Genomic DNA, 15,886 nt, shown 5'->3' on the forward strand with positions numbered 1-15,886 from the left:
TCGTGGGCGTGCCTGCGGCGAAGCTCGGTGACAAGGTGGTCGGCACCGACACGCACATCATCATGGTGCCCTCACCGACCGGGCCGGTGCCGACACCCACCCCGATGCCCTTCGCCGGGACGATCGCCAACGGGTGCAGCACCGACGTGCTGATCGAGGGCAAGCCGGCCGCCGTCGTCGGTAGCGTCGCGGTGAACGCCCCGCCGCACGTGCCGACCGGTGGGCCGTTCCAGACGCCACCGAACAACCAGGGCACGATCATCGCCGGCAGCCCGCTGGTGCTGATCAACGGCAAGCCGGCGGCCCGGCACGGCGACAAGGTCAACACCTGCAACGATCCCGCGCCGCTGCCGGCCGGCAGCATCATCGCCACCGGCCAGGTGCTGGTCGGCTGAGCCGGGCCGCATGCCCCGGGCGACCCCCACCGGGGGGTCGCCCGGGTCCCGGTGCGCCCACCCATGGACCCGGTGCGTTCCGGCCATGGCCCGGGTCCGGGCCGGTCAGGCAGACGGGCCGGTCAGGCAGACGGGCCGGTCAGGCAGACGGGCCGGTCAGCGGCGGCGGGTGAAGGGCCCCGGCTGGGCGGTCGCCGACTGCACCAGGAACGTGCCGCTGGTCACCTGGCCGACCGCCGGCACCGAGGCGAGCGCAGCCCGGGGGCCGGCGAGCCCCTCCCCGAAGACCACCATCGGCACCGCGAACCGGCCGGACGCGTCGGCGACCGCCGGCACCGTGCCGGTGCCGTCGACCCAGCCGACCAGCACCTCGGCACCCGCCGGGAAGCCCTGGCCGAGCGCGGTGACCACCTGGCCGGGACGGCCGACGCCCGGGTTGAACTGCAACGTCGGGCTGCGGCCCGAGACGCTCAGGGCCAGCGACTGGGCGGCGACCCCACCGGTGTCGGTGGCGCTGGCGAGGCTGAGCACCGACGTGGCCGCGCCGATCGCCCGGGGGGTGGCGGTGAGGGCCATCGTGCAGGACCGGGCGACGGCCAGCACCCCGGCGCAGGTGGAGCCGGTGACCGCGAAGACCGCCGGGAGGGGTTGTTCGGCGAGGGCGGCGGCCACGGTCAGCGGGTAGTCGCCGGTGTTGGTGAGGGTCACCGTCCGGGCCGCCGAGGGCACCCCGAGCGGGGCCTCGCCGAGGTCGAGCGTGGCGGCGTCGGAGTGCAGCACCGGTACGTCAGGTGCCGCGCCGCTGACGGTCACGGTCAGCCGCTCCGGCTCGCCCTGCACGATGCCGTCGACGGAGACGTCGAGGCGGCAGGCGTACTCCCCGTTGCGGGCCGCGGGGTCGACCGCGACGGAGACGGTGAGGTCGACGGCGCCGCCGCTGTCGACGGTCTGCTCGGCCGGGGTGACGGACGCCGTGAGTTGCGGGTCGCAGTCGGTGACGTGGGCGGCGACGGTGCTCTGGATGGCGCGGACGCCGGCCAGGATGGCGTTGGAGACCTCGGACGGGCCGGCGGCGTTGAGCAGCACGCCCCCGGTCCGCCTGGTGATCTCGGTGAACTGTCCGGTCTGGTCGAGGGAGTAGCTGCCCGGGTTGCCGACGTCCACGGCCACCACCCGGACACCCCGGTCGGTCAACGCCCCGATGGTGCCGGCGAGGTCGTGGCCGACGCTCGGGTCGTGCGACGGCGCGTCCCCGAAGATCACCACGATCGGGCTGCTCTCGGCCCGCAAGCTCACCGCTCCGGTGGCCACGGAGTACAGGGCGTTCAGCCCGGCCTCCGGGTCGTCGCCACCGCCGTCGGCGGTCCAGACGTTCACCGCATCCTGCACCTCGGACGGCACGGCGGTCAGATCCCGGTTGAGCCGGAAGACGAACTCGTCGCCCTCGTCCCGGAACTCGGCGACCGCGAACCGGGCGTCGGGCTGGACGCCGCTGATGTCGTCGACGATCCGCTTCGCGTTGACCCGGACGTCGTTCAGCGCCGCCTGCATGCTGCCTGTCGTGTCGGCGAGCAGCACCACGTCGGGCCGGGGCGGGATGGTCGCGGTGGTCACCGTACGGGTGACCACCGCCGAGCCACCCGGGGTCAGACCGAGGGTCGTCCCGGCCGGTTCGCCGACCAGGGGGGCGACGCCGTCGCCCACGCTGATCCGCAACGCCGGCCCACCGGCCGGTCGCGGTGCCGTGAAGAACTCGGCGTACGCGGCCGGCGGTGCGCCGGCCACCAGGAGTGCCACCACAGCGAACGCCGACGCGGCGCGCAGGGAACGGGACGCTGACGCTGCCATGGTGGACAGTGAACGCGGCCCGACCGGGTCGACCGCGACCGCGCGGGAAGTCCTGCGGGCAGTCCCGGCTGCCCGTTCGGGCACCGACCCGGTGCCCCGGCCGGCTGTCACCCTACTGCGGGCGGGCCGTCAGCACCCGGACGTCCAGCCCGCCGGAACAACGCCGGACGACCGCCGCCACGCTCTGCTCGTGGCTGGTCCGCACCGGGTCGACGGTGAAGTACGCCTTGCGGCCCCGGCCGTGGCGCACCACGTAGCTCTCGGCCGTGCCACCGGCCCACGGGTCCCCGAACGTCTTGAGCACGTTGTAGATCGGGGTGTCCATGTCGCTCTCGTCGGTGTAGAACATCACCAGGTCCTTGAACTGCACGTAGTGCGCGTACGCCCCGTCGTCGGTGAGGGTGGCGATGATCCCGGTGTTGTGCGCGTTGAGGGCCGAGTCGATGGTCACCGTGATGAAGATGTGCTGCGGGAAGACGTGGATGGTCAGCCGGTCGTCCCTATACATGCGGGGCATCCGGTTCATCGCCGTACCGATCATGGTGGCGAGTTCGTCCACGTCCACCCCCCACGGGCTGACCAGGGCCTGGGTCTGCGCCCAGGAGTAGTGGCCGGGCAGGTTCGAGTTGGCCTCCGGGTTCAGGGTGAAGGCCACCCCGATCTTGAACTCGTTGTGCTGCCACTCCGGCGCGTCCTCCCCCTCCACCAGCGGTTCCGCGAACCGGACCGACTTCGCCGGGGCGGGGGGCGCCACCAGGTCGTCGTCGGACGCGATGTGACCGAACGCCCGGTCGTAGCCGGAGTAGTCGTAGCTCTCCTCGCTCTCCTCGTCGCTCTCCTCCTCCTTGCCCCTGCCCTGGTACCGGAGCGCCTCCTCGGCGAGGGCCTGGCAGGACGCCACGAAGGCGGGCATCACCTCGGGCACGGACAGCGCCTGGACGGCGGCCTGCTGCACCTCCTCCCGCCAGAACGCGAACAGTTGCTCGTCGTCGAGCAGCAACGCGGCCAGCGCGGTGAAGTCGTCATCGTTGCGGAGTTCGACAGGCACGTCCGGGAACCGTTGGGCGGTCTCCGTCAGCGCCGTGGTCATCGCCCAGTCGTCCCACGGCCGGGGCAGTTGACGCTCGAACGTGTCGAGCGTCGCCCGCGCGTCGTCGCCGTGCCGGTAGGTGACCAGCAGGTACTCCAGGCTGCGGATCAGGTCGTGGCGGTCCGGGTGCATCTGCTCGATCCACCTGCCGAACATCCGGGTGCCGTAGTCGGCGTCGAGGACGGTGGCGAACTCGACAAGCTGGAAGTAGTCCGGGCTCTGCGTGGCATCTTCCCAGTAGTTGTCTTCCCAGGTCATGACCGCTCTTTTCGGATCGGCGACAGTCGACCCGGCCACCCTGCCCCGAACCCGGCCGGCACGGTACGCGGCCACCGACCGTCTTAGGGGCAGTCCACCCTGCCCCGGCGGGCAAGCCCGGTGGTGGGTCGGTGCCGCGCGTGCGGTGGCCCGCTCACGCCGGCCGGCACCGGCGCAACACGCCGTCGGTGACCGCGGCGAGTTCCCCGGTGCCCCGGTGCCGGCAGGTCGGCACGAAGTCGGGCACCGTCGCGGTACGGTGCCCGGTCAGGGGGTCCCAGACGTGCAGGCCGTCGGGATGCGCCGAGTAGAGCCGCCGGCCGTCGGAGAACCAGGCCCCGGCGGGCCCGGCGAAGGTGGTCAGCTCGCGGCCCGAGGCCACGTCGAACAGGCGTACGCCGGGCAGCATCGTCTCGTCGTCGTCGCCGAGCCCTCCGACGGCCAGCAGCGTGTCACCGACGAAACAGAGCGGCCCGTTCCAGAAGTAGTCGCGCTGGCACAGCGTCCGGCGGGTCGGCCCGTCCTCGGACTCCCACACGTTGCCGTCCAACCACGGGCGTAACGCCCACACCGAGGGCACACCGACCGGATGCCAGACCCAGCCGTCGTCGGCGACGACCCGACCGCCCGGGGAGCAGAGCAACCGGCCGTGGAAGTAGTCGAGATGGTGCGCCGGCCGCTCCCCCTCCGATGTCGTCTCCGGCTCACGTGCGGTCAGCAGTTCGCCGGTGGCCGGGTCGCTGACGTCGAGCCGGTTCCACCGGGTGCGGTGCACCACCACCGGTCGGCCGTCGACCCGGGCGAAGGCCAGCGCGAACGGCACCGTGTTCGCGTGGTAGTCCCCGCCGTCGAGGGCGAGCGTCACCACACCGCCCCGGCCGAGGTCCACCACCCGTCCGTACCGGCCGAAGTCGTTGACCACGGCGGCGAAGCGGCCACAGCCGGAGACGTGCAGCCGGCGTCGTAGCCGACGGTCCAGCCACGGCTGCTGCCCCGGCTCGTCGACCAACTCGACGGTGGCCAGCACGGTGGCCCGGTCGTCGTCCGGGTCGAGCGCGACGATCGTGCCGTCGGCGGTGAGCACCAGCCAGCGGGAGCCGTCGGCGTCGTCGACCGGGGCGAGATCGATCACCTGCCCCAGTGACACCGGCAGCGGCCAGTCCGACACCATCGGGTCGAGCGGTTCCGGCCGTTGCAGGATCTCCGGCTCGCCACGCCAGCCCAGCAGCTCCCCGTCCTCGACGAGCCGGTCGACGCACCCCTCGCACACCACGACCAGCGCGGGCGACCCACCGGCCTCGCCGCACTCCCGGCAGACCAGGTCGAACGCCAGCCCGCGCCCGGTCAGCAGCCGGAAACACGAGACCTCCCGGTCCTCCGGTACGCCGACCAGGTGGGAGCAGACCCGACTGGTGGCCGCATCCGCCGGATGCCCGCACGGCAGTGTCAGCACGGCAGCACCCTATCCGGCACCGCCAGACGACGTCCGACCTCGTCGCCCCCCCGCCTGTCGGGCCGGACAGCCGTAGCCGGGTCTGCACCCCGGACAACGGGGAACGTCGCGACAGGCCAACATTCGTCCATGCGACCCGGTATCCGGCACAACCTTCACGGCCGTCTCCGCTCACCGTGGTTGAAGCGGTCCATCGCGGCGCTCGGCGTGCTGCTGCTGGCCGACAGCTTCCTCCCCTGGTATCGGTTGAGCTGGACGGTCAGCCGGTACGGCAGCGGACAGCAGACCCACCACGTCAACACAGCCACGGCGTGGCACAGCTCATCGGCCTGGTCGCTGGCCGTGCTCCTCGGCGTCGTCGCGGCGGTCGGTTACGTGACCTGTGGCGTCTACGCCAACAGGTGGCCGACGCTGTCGGTACGGCTGCGCTGGCTGTTTCTGCTCACCGGGACGACGGGTCTGCTCGTGGCGACCGTCTCCTGGTTGGCGATCCCGTCAGTGGACGCGCCGGGCGGGTACGGCTTCGTCCCGGCGGACGAGATCGCGGGTGGGGTCCGGCTCGGCGACATCGTCCGTGACCATCTCTCCGCCAGGGAGGTGAACGTGGCCTGGGGCTTCTACCTCGCGGTGTTCATCATGATGGCTCTGGTGCTGCTCATGCTCCTGGACATCGTCCGGCGGGCCGACCGCCATGCTGTCCCCAGCCCCGGATAGAGCAGCGACTGCGCCGCAGGGCTGGGGCCACAGGGTGACCGAAGGATGTCGGCGTGCTGATCTTGGAGGTGCCCCCGGCAGGATTCGAACCTGCGACACACGGTTTAGGAAGGCGACAGCGACAGTGGGGCCACTGTGGCCTTGACCTGGGCGGGCCGGCTGCTCGCTGGCTCCACGCGCCAAGATCATTGCAGGCATTCTGCACGAGGCGCTGCGGACGCCCGAGGACGGCCGGAGGCCGCCCGCAGGGCAGGCCGCGAGCGCAGCGACTACCCCTGCCTTGCAAAGATCAAGACTGCTGTCGGCCAGCGTCGGTAACTGCCGCTGGCCTGCTCGCCGTGTCGCCCACCGTCGACCCCGGACAGTATCCGTCGGCCGGCTTGGCTGTACGGATGGCTGTACATCGAACTGACCGCTCCAGCACTAACCCGGGCCGGCGAGCAGGATAGCTGGCCATCACTTCCCGACATGATCAGCAACTTCGTCGGCCGGTGAAGCGCAAGCGCATGGGAGCTTGCCGACAACCTTCACTTGGTGTTACTGGCCTGCTCAGAAGGTGGCCACCGCGTAGACGCAAGGTAGCCGCACTACTCCGATAAGGGCGATTTGTCGTTACTGAGCGTGACTCGATCAACGAAAGTTCGCGATTATATCGGGGAGTACCGACAATCTCGCCAAGCCAACATCTAGTGGGTACCCACTACGAAAATCACTAGATGTGGTGCTCCGAGGTGACCGGACTCACACTTCCGCCCGCACCGATCCAGACACACGCTAAGTGACGGTTTGTTTGGTACGGTGTCCGGCAGCACGTAGCCAAAAGACCCCGGAGGGCGACACGTCGACTCCGAGGTCTACGCACGCCCGTCCAGGGTCCCACGAGATTTGGCGGTCTCTAGTTGGGACTCTAGTCGAGGATCTTGACTCCGGAGGTACCGGAGTGGGATTTCTCATTGGGTGGGCGTCAGCGTGCGCGCTGTCGGGCGACGGTCGTCCGGCATGCCACGAAGGAGGCACGCCTTATGAGGTTCAGCGAGTACAACGGCATCATCCTCAACGAGTCAGACCACTGGTTCGACACGTACCTGCCCGCTGACACGCCCCTGTGCATCGATCCCTTCCTCATCTACCCGGACGATGACGAGCACTGGTTCGATGCGCACCACCACATCCTCGACTTCTTCCGTTTGGTGTTCGATCTCGTGCGGGAGTCCGGCGGGGACGAAGAGTCTCTCGCCTACAAGCAGGCCAAGAACCTCCTTCTGTTTCCCGAACCGGCCGAGTTCTGCCTCGGCCTCGCGAGTGGAACCCCCAACGGCTCGGGTGCTGGACCGGGGCTGCAGGAGGGGATGCTGGAGGGGGTTCGCACTGCTCTCGGCTTGGGCTTCGGGAACGTGCCACACATGGAAATGCTCGGGCTTTTCCAGGGTGGGATGGGCCTCGACCGCATGAGTGATGTGGTTTGCAATGTCCTCAAGAGCTTTTTCATTCGGTACACCCAGAAGGTGGCTCGGCAGCACAACCTGCCAATGGAGTCTTTCCGAGTTCGGAACGCCTCTTGGAGTGCGAGGTTCGCTTGCTGGCAGTCCAAGGAGGTCGAGCTACCGGCGAACCCCTTCCTTTCGAAGCCCGGCCCCGTGCTCCTGGTTCCCAAGCGCTTTCTGAAGGACATCCCCGTGGTTACGGCGAATGGCTTCTGGCGGTATGCCTGGAGAAACCACAGCGAAGAGCTGAGGGGGAACTTCAACTACGACATCGCGCGGAACGTGGACCGGTGGGAGAAGGCCAAGCTTGCTCGACAGAATCCTGAGGTCGTCGCGTCCTACCTGACCTCCCTGGAGCAAGAGGAGCACTCGCCCTACCCCGTGGATCGCGATCCCGCGCTGCGCACTCGCTGGTGGGAGCTGGGAGGGCAGATGGCCTCTCGCTCGCCTCTCAGCTACGTCGCACAGACTCCGCCTGACTTTCCTCAGTTCGCCGAGGCCATCATTCAGGCGTTCCGGCACGGTATCGAGCACCAGGACGAGTGGCAGATGCTCTGGTACCAAGGCGTCGCCCTCCCTGAAAAGAAGGTACAGGCTCTCTTCCGCAGTTGCGCGAAGCATTACTGCAAGGCGAATGACATCAGCATCACTGGCGAAGCCAACGCTGGACGCGGGCCGGTGGACTTCCACTTTTCCCAGGGTTGGAATGCCCGCACCGTCGTCGAAATGAAGCTGATGTCGAACTCAAAGTTCTGGGACGGCATCCTCGCTCAGACCCCGCAGTATGCCATCTCCGAAGGTGTCGATGTTGCGTTCTTCGTCGCAATCGCTTATACCGACGAGGAGATGATGGAAAGCCAGATCAACAAGATCAACAAAGCCGCACGTATCGCCACCGAGCACTACAAGGTCGAGATCCGGCCTATCGTGATCGACGCCAGAAACAAGGCCTCAGCCTCCAAGCTTCGACCTTCGCAGGAGCTTCGCGACCATCTGCACGGCACGGACGAGGCGGCATGAAAATGGCCGGTGCCCCGGCGGATTAGATGCTACCGGGGCACCGGCTGTAGCCGAGGTCGCAACTGATGCCGCCTGCCATCCCGTCTGCCGCCGACCCACACACCGTGGAGCGGATCAGGGCCAGGGTGACAAGGTGGAGCGCCCTACCGGACGAACGACCTTGTCACCCTGGCCCTGATCCGCTCGGCTCTGCCTGGGTCGGTGGCTGGCGGGATGGCATCCCACCCCCACCACCCACCCACCGCAACGTTCGGCAACTCCATCCCGGAGTCGTCTGGCCCCCGCCGGAGGCACAGCCCTAACCCCAACCCCGCCACCACCCCGCCGCCCCTCTCCAACCTCCACCCCTTCCCTACCTCGGACCCGTGAGCGGCCTGACGGATTCCGTTCGGCAACTTTGCCCCGTCCGGCCGTCGACCGGTCCGCGGTGAGACGTCATGTGGTGGAAGACCACCGGGAGGATCGGGGTTGTCGTCCTGGTCCTGGTCGTCTCCGGGACTCGTCACCGGTTCCCTTCACGGAACCAGGGGGTGACGCGCGGGGCGGGCGTGGGCTTCGGGCCGGCTGACTTTCCGCCCCGCCGCCGAAGGCGAGCGGGGCGGCGGCTCCGCAGGAGCCGGTTACCGCGCCCGGCCCGCGCCGCGCGGAGCGCGCTTGATCCCGTAGAGGTCAATTCGGCAATGCTATTCGGCAACTGGCCTCGGTCCGTCGTACCTCACCCCGTCGAGGGTGGCCCCATCGAAGCTCGTGGTACCGCTGAACCTCGCCCTGTCGAACCCGGCGTCACCGCTGAACGTCGCATCGCCGAACCTGGCGTCGCCGCTGAACGTCGCCCCGCTGAACCAGGCGACGCCGCTGAACGTCGCATCGCCGAACCCGGCGTCGCCGCTGAACGTCGCCCCGCCGAACCCGGCGTCGCCGCTGAACGTCGCCCCGCTGAACCCGGCGACGCCATTGAACGTCGCATCGCCGAACCCGGCGACGCCATTGAACGTCGCCCCGCCGAACCAGGCGTCGCCGCTGAACGTCGCCACGCCGAACCAGGCGTCGCCGCTGAACGTCGCCCCGTCGAACCCGGCGTCGCCGCTGAACGTCGCCACGCCGAACCAGGCGATGCCGCAGAACGTCGCCACGCCGAACCAGGCGTCGCCGCTGAACGTCGCATCGCCGAACCCGGCGTCGCCGCTGAACGTCGCCCCGTCGAACCCGGCGTCGCCGCTGAACGTCGCATCGCCGAACCAGGCGTCGCCGCTGAACGTCGCCCCGTCGAACCCGGCGTCGCCGCTGAACGTCGCCCCGTCGAACCCGGCGACGCCATTGAACGTCGCCCCGCCGAACCCGGCGACGCCGCTGAACCTCGCCCCGCCGAACCAGGCGTCGCCGCTGAACCTCGCCCCGCCGAACCCGGCGACGCCATTGAACGTCGCCCCGCCGAACCCGGCGACGCCGCTGAACCTCGCCCCGCCGAACCCGGCGACGCCGCTGAACCTCGCCCCGCCGAACCCGGCGACGCCGCTGAACGTCGCCTCGCTGAACCAGGCATCGCCGCTGAAGCGGGTTTTGATGAAGGTGACGTTGTGGAGGTGGCAGCCGGTGAGTTCGAGGTCGATGAGGACAGCCTCAGTGAGGTCGAGGGTCACCTTCGGCCCCCAGTACAAGGGGTGGGGTCCTCCTTCTGGGGTTGTTGGCCGTAGGTGGCGGGCGAGGATGCGTTGGGCCGCGAGGCGGACCTGTCGTTCTTCTCGGGGGTCCACGGCTGGCTTGTCGCTGTCACCAGGGGTGGCCGTCGGAGTGGCAGTTGGATCGGGGGCGTCCGTAGGTTGAGTTGTGGGTGTGGGGGTGGGTTGGTCGTCGGGTGGGGTGTAGGGCATGCGTAGGTAAGCGCAGATCACTTCGACGATGCTCTGCCGGTGGATGGGGTTGTCCTGAGCGAGGCGTTCCAGGGCGTACAGGCCGGCGAGGCGGACCGGGGCCTTGTCGGAGCCGAGCTGGTCGGCGGCCTTGACGTACAGCTCGGTGACGCGTTTCTCTCCGGCGTCGTACTCGGTGGCCTGCTGGGTGCGCTCGGCCAACTGCTGCCGGCGGAAGGCCAGCAGCAGCGCGAACGCGCCGGTGACCGCCGCGCCGATGGTCAATGCGGTGCGGATGGACTCGATGCGCACCTTCGCCCGTTCCACCTGATCGCCCACGGCCGGCACCGAACCCTGCAACCAGGCGACCGCGGCCCAGGTGACCACTCCGACCAGGACCACCCCGACCGGGATCACCCACGACCGCAGAGGCCGCACCTGCCGATCCGGCGGCGTCGGCGCAGCAGACATCTCATGCTTTGCGTTGTCCCGCCGCCACAACAGGCCCCCCACGACCAGCGCCGCCACGCCTACCGCCACCGGCACCAGCACTGGCCAACCGGAAGCCAGGACCTTCCACCACGGCCGGGGAACCAGCATCAGAGCGCCCGACAGCAGAACCACTCCGCCGCCCGCCATCAAGGCGGCACTTAACCGTCTCGTCACAGTGAGCAATCGTGCCCGTACAAGGCAACCCGTGTCGTAGCCATCAACGGGCCCCCGGGCGCGGCCAGTGTGGAGCACAAGCGGAGCGACTGGCCGCGCGCTCTGTCAACCGGTACAACCGGCCCGCCGGGGGCCATGTTGAACCAGTTGTCCCGGCAGTGGAGTGTCCTTCAATGACATCGGCTCCTACGTGCTGGCGTCGATCGTCCGCCAGAGGCGTTCCACTGCTGCATAGATCGACTGCTCAGGACCTGGCCGGCTGGGACGCCACTCTACGACGACCGGGCGGAGGGCATCCGCCAGGCTGGCTAGCGCTTCCTCGGTTTCCGGCTCAGGTAGCTCGCTGAGGACACCGAACGCGCCAACGGTTGTCTCGTAGCGGTGGCTGCTGGCCGGGGTGTTGCGCCAGTTCGGGTCGTCGCGCCATGCCTGCACGCGATCGCGCACCTCGGCGGCGGCTGCGCGGATCAGGTCGGCACGCTGCTGGGGTGTGAGTGCTGCGGGGTGCGATCGGTCGTCGGCGGGATCTTGCGGCGGCGTGTCGGCGTCGCGCATGGCGGCGATCGTACCGGCGCGCTGTCGGGCAGCCCCACGCCCCGGACGTCACGTCAGCCGGCGGCGGGGGCCCACTCCTGAGCGAGGATGGAGTAGAGCAGGGAGTCTCGCCATCCACCGTTGGTGAAGACGTGGTCGCGTAGCCGGCCCTCGTACTGCATGCCGAGTCTTTCGGCAACGGTGATGGAGGCGGCGTTGTTGGGGCCGATGGCTGCGGTGATGCGGTGGAGCTTCAGCGTCTGGAAGCCGTAGTCCACCATCGTGCGGGCGGCGTCGGTGGCGTAGCCGTTCCCCCAGTGGTCGGCACTGATGGCGTACCCGAGCTTGGCGGCCTGATGGCCGGTGAGGCCGAGTCGCGCGAAACCGACCATACGATCGTCCGCGTCGGCAACGGCTAGGTAGTACTCGGTGCGGGGGGTGTGCCGGGCGCGTTCGATCGTGCCTTCGACCATGGCGACGGCGGCGGCCTGGTCCCGGCTGTCGAAGGAGAGCCATTGGGTGACGCGGTCGTCGCCGACGATTGCCCACGCGTCGGCCGCGTCATCGGAGCGCATGTCGCGCAGAGTGATGACGCGGCCGGGGATGGTGATCGGGTCCATGACCAGATGGTGCCTCATCGAGGTAGGGCGTTGGCCGGGGTGTGGGTGAAGTGCTCGATGCCGTCGATGAGGTCGCGGGCGTCGCCTGCGTGGCCGGCGCGGGTGATGGCCTGGTGGACGCGGCGCACCGAGTGGATGATGCCGTTGATGCGCTGGTCGGCGGGAAGGTCGAGCACCGGGGCCAGGGCCTCGGCTGCGGCGTCCAGGTCGCCGCTGGCCACACGGGCAATGGCCAGGTTGGCGTGTGAGCCGGCCTGGTCGCCGAACGCCCATGCGGGATCGTTGGGGTCGGCGTACGCCTGGGCGGCGCGCAGGGCGTATCGCTCGGTGTTGGCGGCCTCGCCGGGCAGCCAGGCGAGGGCGTCGCTGGCGTAGTACAGCGTGCGGGGCTGGTTGAAGGTGCAGATGCCACCCATCTCGTCCATCTCGTCGGGGCGGACACGTGACCAGGCGTCCTCGGCCTCGGTGATGGCGGCCTTGGCCTGCTCGGCGTTACCGAGGGCAGCGTAGGCACGGGCGGCGCTGGCGGGCAGCCAGACGGCGGAAGTACCGCCGGCCTGGGCGGCGTACTGGCGGCCGGCTTCGGCGTAGCGGACCGCCTCGGCGTGACGGCCGGCCCAGTAGGCGACGAGGGATTGCAGGCCGCGCAGCCACGCCTGTAGTCCGGGGTGTCCGGCCTGCTCGGCGCAGAGCACGGCGGTGCGGGCCTGGAGCATCGCCGAGTGCGGGTCGGCCATGTCGTGGGAGACCTTGGCGAGCAGGCCACTGGTGATGCCGGCGAGGAAGTGCAGGTCCCTGGACTGGTTCGGGGCCTGGCGGCGCTCCAGGAGAGTGAACAGGGTGTCCTGGGTCTCGACCAGGTCAGGCAGCACATGGCTGACGGGGCGCTGCGGGTAGGCCAGGGCGAGGCGCTGCACGTCCTCGGCGAGCTGTTCGATGGCGGCGGGGCTGGTGGACTCGGCGGCGAGCATGGCGTACTGGCGGGCGCGTTGTGCGGCCATGGCGAGGAGGTTCCTTTCCGGGCCGGCACCGGTGGGGTCGACAACAAGGTGTCGCTCCGGCGCAGGGGTCAACTGGTGGGTAGCCCAGGGGCGCTGTAGTTCGTCGATGGACTTGTTGAACATGGCCTGTAGTGCCCGCCGCGTGGCGGGAGTCGATGAGGCCAGGTCGCGTTCGCCCCGTGCCAGTCGCCCGAGGTGCCGGGCGCTGATCGCCGCCCGGGCGTCCATCCGGGAGAACTCGTCGGCAAGTTCCTCGTACGTGCGGTCGCTCTGCTGGATCAGGTGCTCCAGCATCGTGCGAGGTTCGCGGCGTTCTCGTGCCATCCGTCTACGCCTTCCTGATGGGCTGTCTCCACGCTCGCCCGGGTGAGGTCCTTGCGGCAATGAAGGTCCTCGTGGTGTCCGCTCTATGTCCGCCAGAGGTGTAGTTGCGGGTCCTCGATCGGTCCCGTGGACCCCGGGCAGTCTTCCCTCCATGGACGGCTCACCCACCGCAATTGTGCATGTGCATCCCGCTGATGCACATGGGCAGCCGTATCGGCGTGAATACCGGGAGGGGTGCTCGGCGAGGAGGGGCGCTGAGCAAACCGGGGTTCGGGTCGTGCGCTGTGTGGATGGGACGCGCCCGCAGCGGGGTCCACATCGGTCCTCGCCATTCGCGTCGATTGCGTGTCCCGCGTGCGAGGGACGGGGCTGGAAGTTGGCCAGTCCTCGGCGCTCGCTCCGGGCTCCCGGTGACCCGAACCGGCTGCAACGACGCGACTGCCCCGACTGTGCAGGCACCGGCACACAGGGACAGCGGGCGGGGCTGGCGGCCGTCGCCTAGAGGTGACGGCCGCCGCCCTCTGACTACTACGTGGCCTCGCGGCTGCGTCCCGAGAGGGCCCGGGACGGGTGCCGGTAGACCTGCGGGGTGTCGGCCGGGGTCGTGAGCCCGCCCGTCCCGGTGCCATCTCATTCGACGTACGGGAGGCGGGCGTTCATGGTGCCGAAGCCGGGAGACGTGCTGTACGTCAATCGGGACGCGTCGGTGCAGTTCAGCGGCGACCGCGCTTTGATCTTCCGGGTTATCAAGGTTTGTGATCGGCCCACCTACTACGGCTGGGCCTGGCTCACGGGCTACGTACTCGACCGGAAGGGCAACGCTCTGGCTCGCCGAGAGATCTACGTCCGGCAGGCGGGCCTTCAGCAGGCGGCGACACCGCCAGCGTTGGTCCGGCAGCCCAAACCAGCGGCTCGTACCGCGCCCAGGAACGCACTCCGGCGGTGAGCACATGCGGCGGCTCGATGGGAGGGCTCGATGGCAGTGGCAATCGTTCGATCGGCCTTACGGATGGCTCCGATGATCCCCGACCAGGTACGACGCCTGCGTTTCCGGCGTACCCGGTTCGGCCGGCGTGGGCTGTCCGAGGAACACGTCTATGCCTTCCTGCATCGCGTCGTTGACGAGCTGATGGCGAGGGACGCCGTCGAGGCCAGCCTTCGGGAAGAGAACGCCCGATTGAAGAACACTCTCCGTGAATGGCAAAGCCAGTTCACGCCGAAGCCCGGTCGCTGAGCCGACAGCACATGGACAGGAGATCAGCAGCACAGATAGCCTGTTGACAAGCCGAGTTGTCGTCTGGGGTGAAACGGTGCCGATCGAGGTTGCGCCGCCGAAGTACGTGGTGATCGTCAACGCGGTGCAACAGCGCATCGAGGATGGCACCTACCCGCTAGGCGCGATGCTGCCCAGCGAAACCGAACTCATCCGCGAGTTCCGCGCGTCCCGGCCCGTCGTAGTCCGGGCGCTGGACCTGCTGCGACAGGGCGGCTGGATCGAGAGTCGCCAGGGCAAGGGCCGCTTCGTACTCGGCCCTCCGGGCGGCACGGAGCAGCGCTCGGGGGCACGCCGGTACGGCCTGCTCGACGACGACGAACGGGCCGAATCAACGCTGCTGGCGGCTGGCACCGTGCCCGCCCCGCCGCGAGCGGCCGTCGCCCTGGGCGTGGAACCGGGGACACCGGTCGTGGCACGTCGGCGGCTCATCACCGTTGACGAAGTCGGCCCGGTGGAGCTGGGCACGGCGTTCCTGCCCGTCGAGCTGGCCGAGGGAACCGGCGTGGGCTCCGAGGACACGATGCCCGAGGGGCTGCTTCGACATGTGGCCTCCCGCAAGCGGCTCAAGTTTGACCACGTGACCGAACGCATCTCGGCGCGGCTGCCCAGCGTGGAAGAGGCCGAGTTGTTGCAGGTGCGCAAGAGCGATCCGGTGCTGACGGTGCTGCTGGTCATCTGCGACCGCAGCGCCGCGCCGCTGCTCGCGGTGGACGCGCTCCTTCCCGCCTCGCGGCACGACCTGGAAGACGTGTACCCGCTCGACTGACCAAAGTGGATTAGCCACTTGACAAGTCAAGTTGGCACTCTCTACCTTCGATCTCACTTAACAAGTCAACTAGTCGAGTTGCCTTGTGGAACTGGAGGTCTCGTCGTGGTTCCGATGACGTTGAAGGTGCCGGTCCCGTCCGAGTACGTGTTCCCCGCTGGTGCGCTCTGCCTCGGCGTGTCGCCGCAGATTGATTTCGAGCGGCGGGGTGAGGCGGACAACCAGGCGCGGGACAAGGAGACCGGGGAGCGGGTCTGGGTGGTGCGGGTGATGGACCTGGACCCGGAGGCCGGGAAGTTCGGCCGGTCGACGGAGGCGAAGGTCAAGGTAGTCGCGGCGCAGCAGCCGGTGCCGCCACCGTCGACGGTGCCGGGGTACCCGCCGGCCGTGGAGTTCGAGGGCCTGACCCTGACCCCGTACGTGGATTCGCAGCGGTGCAAGCCGGGCCGGTCGTCGGGTGACTGCCGGTCGCGGATGGCGTACTCGCTGCGGGCGACGGCGATCCGTCCGGCGTCGGCGGTGCCGGGCTCGGTGGCGGCCTGACCGCACCTGGTTGTGCGCGCGGGGCGGGTCGTTTCCCCGCCAAG

General features: G+C 69.3%; 14 protein-coding genes. 7 read left to right on the forward strand and 7 right to left on the reverse strand.

The genetic code is table 11. The annotated features are described in order from the left end of the window. Positions 1-2: 2 nt before the first annotated feature. Positions 3-395, forward strand: coding sequence for a PAAR domain-containing protein (locus ACWCHM_RS24395; RefSeq protein ID WP_204962075.1), 393 nt, complete (start codon positions 3-5; stop codon positions 393-395). Between the two features lie 156 nt (positions 396-551). On the opposite strand, the gene ACWCHM_RS24400 is transcribed toward ACWCHM_RS24395, so the two are convergent. From ACWCHM_RS24400 to ACWCHM_RS24410, 3 genes are all read right to left on the reverse strand, one after another. Then, entirely contained in the window at positions 552-2,243 is a 1,692-nt protein-coding gene (locus ACWCHM_RS24400) for a choice-of-anchor D domain-containing protein (RefSeq protein WP_421489419.1), read from the reverse strand. A 112-nt stretch (positions 2,244-2,355) separates the two neighbouring features. Further along, positions 2,356-3,591, reverse strand: a complete 1,236-nt coding sequence (locus ACWCHM_RS24405; protein ID WP_204962077.1) for a hypothetical protein — start codon at positions 3,589-3,591, stop codon at positions 2,356-2,358. 154 nt (positions 3,592-3,745) lie between these two features. After that, positions 3,746-5,044 carry a hypothetical protein gene (locus tag ACWCHM_RS24410; RefSeq protein ID WP_454219968.1) on the reverse strand — a complete coding sequence of 433 codons (1,299 nt, stop codon included), beginning with the start codon at positions 5,042-5,044 and terminating at the stop codon, positions 3,746-3,748. Between the two features lie 180 nt (positions 5,045-5,224). Between ACWCHM_RS24410 and ACWCHM_RS24415 the strand changes: the two genes are divergently transcribed. Continuing rightward, entirely contained in the window at positions 5,225-5,758 is a 534-nt protein-coding gene (locus tag ACWCHM_RS24415) for a hypothetical protein (protein ID WP_204962079.1), read from the forward strand. Between the two features lie 1,022 nt (positions 5,759-6,780). After that, on the forward strand, positions 6,781-8,262 hold the full coding sequence (locus ACWCHM_RS24420) for a hypothetical protein (protein WP_454219970.1): 1,482 nt from the start codon (positions 6,781-6,783) through the stop codon (positions 8,260-8,262). Between the two features lie 683 nt (positions 8,263-8,945). Here the strand turns inward: ACWCHM_RS24420 and ACWCHM_RS24425 are convergent. The 4 genes from ACWCHM_RS24425 to ACWCHM_RS24440 all read right to left on the reverse strand — a co-directional run bounded on the left by ACWCHM_RS24425 (position 8,946) and on the right by ACWCHM_RS24440 (position 13,227). Next, positions 8,946-10,550 (reverse strand): pentapeptide repeat-containing protein, encoded by a 1,605-nt coding sequence (locus tag ACWCHM_RS24425; RefSeq protein ID WP_454219971.1) that lies wholly within the window; start codon positions 10,548-10,550, stop codon positions 8,946-8,948. Positions 10,551-10,964: 414 nt separating this feature from the next. Next, positions 10,965-11,333, reverse strand: coding sequence for a hypothetical protein (locus ACWCHM_RS24430; protein WP_454219972.1), 369 nt, complete (start codon positions 11,331-11,333; stop codon positions 10,965-10,967). Positions 11,334-11,386: 53 nt separating this feature from the next. Beyond that, positions 11,387-11,932 (reverse strand): GNAT family N-acetyltransferase, encoded by a 546-nt coding sequence (locus ACWCHM_RS24435; RefSeq protein WP_454219973.1) that lies wholly within the window; start codon positions 11,930-11,932, stop codon positions 11,387-11,389. 14 nt (positions 11,933-11,946) lie between these two features. After that, on the reverse strand, positions 11,947-13,227 hold the full coding sequence (locus ACWCHM_RS24440) for a hypothetical protein (protein WP_422753549.1): 1,281 nt from the start codon (positions 13,225-13,227) through the stop codon (positions 11,947-11,949). A gap of 688 nt (positions 13,228-13,915) precedes the next feature. On the opposite strand from ACWCHM_RS24440, the gene ACWCHM_RS24445 reads away from it, so the two are divergent. From ACWCHM_RS24445 to ACWCHM_RS24460, 4 genes are all read left to right on the forward strand, one after another. Then, positions 13,916-14,203, forward strand: a complete 288-nt coding sequence (locus ACWCHM_RS24445; protein WP_454219974.1) for a hypothetical protein — start codon at positions 13,916-13,918, stop codon at positions 14,201-14,203. Positions 14,204-14,275: 72 nt separating this feature from the next. After that, positions 14,276-14,491 (forward strand): DivIVA domain-containing protein, encoded by a 216-nt coding sequence (locus ACWCHM_RS24450; protein ID WP_363656759.1) that lies wholly within the window; start codon positions 14,276-14,278, stop codon positions 14,489-14,491. 76 nt (positions 14,492-14,567) lie between these two features. Beyond that, positions 14,568-15,299 carry a GntR family transcriptional regulator gene (locus ACWCHM_RS24455; RefSeq protein ID WP_454219975.1) on the forward strand — a complete coding sequence of 244 codons (732 nt, stop codon included), beginning with the start codon at positions 14,568-14,570 and terminating at the stop codon, positions 15,297-15,299. Positions 15,300-15,413: 114 nt separating this feature from the next. After that, positions 15,414-15,842 (forward strand): hypothetical protein, encoded by a 429-nt coding sequence (locus tag ACWCHM_RS24460; protein ID WP_194823255.1) that lies wholly within the window; start codon positions 15,414-15,416, stop codon positions 15,840-15,842. Positions 15,843-15,886 lie beyond the last annotated feature (44 nt).

Source organism: Micromonospora sp. SCSIO 07396, from assembly GCF_053667945.1.

Bases quoted from the DNA above. Each gene is read 5' to 3' on its own strand.
- ACWCHM_RS24400 (WP_421489419.1), bottom strand. From the start codon at position 2,243: ATGGCAGCGTCAGCGTCCCGTTCCCTGCGCGCCGCGTCGGCGTTCGCT.
- ACWCHM_RS24405 (WP_204962077.1), bottom strand. From the start codon at position 3,591: ATGACCTGGGAAGACAACTACTGGGAAGATGCCACGCAGAGCCCGGAC.
- ACWCHM_RS24420 (WP_454219970.1), top strand. From the start codon at position 6,781: ATGAGGTTCAGCGAGTACAACGGCATCATCCTCAACGAGTCAGACCAC.
- ACWCHM_RS24430 (WP_454219972.1), bottom strand. From the start codon at position 11,333: ATGCGCGACGCCGACACGCCGCCGCAAGATCCCGCCGACGACCGATCG.
- ACWCHM_RS24435 (WP_454219973.1), bottom strand. From the start codon at position 11,932: ATGGACCCGATCACCATCCCCGGCCGCGTCATCACTCTGCGCGACATG.
- ACWCHM_RS24440 (WP_422753549.1), bottom strand. From the start codon at position 13,227: ATGCTGGAGCACCTGATCCAGCAGAGCGACCGCACGTACGAGGAACTT.
- ACWCHM_RS24445 (WP_454219974.1), top strand. From the start codon at position 13,916: ATGGTGCCGAAGCCGGGAGACGTGCTGTACGTCAATCGGGACGCGTCG.
- ACWCHM_RS24450 (WP_363656759.1), top strand. From the start codon at position 14,276: ATGATCCCCGACCAGGTACGACGCCTGCGTTTCCGGCGTACCCGGTTC.
- ACWCHM_RS24460 (WP_194823255.1), top strand. From the start codon at position 15,414: ATGACGTTGAAGGTGCCGGTCCCGTCCGAGTACGTGTTCCCCGCTGGT.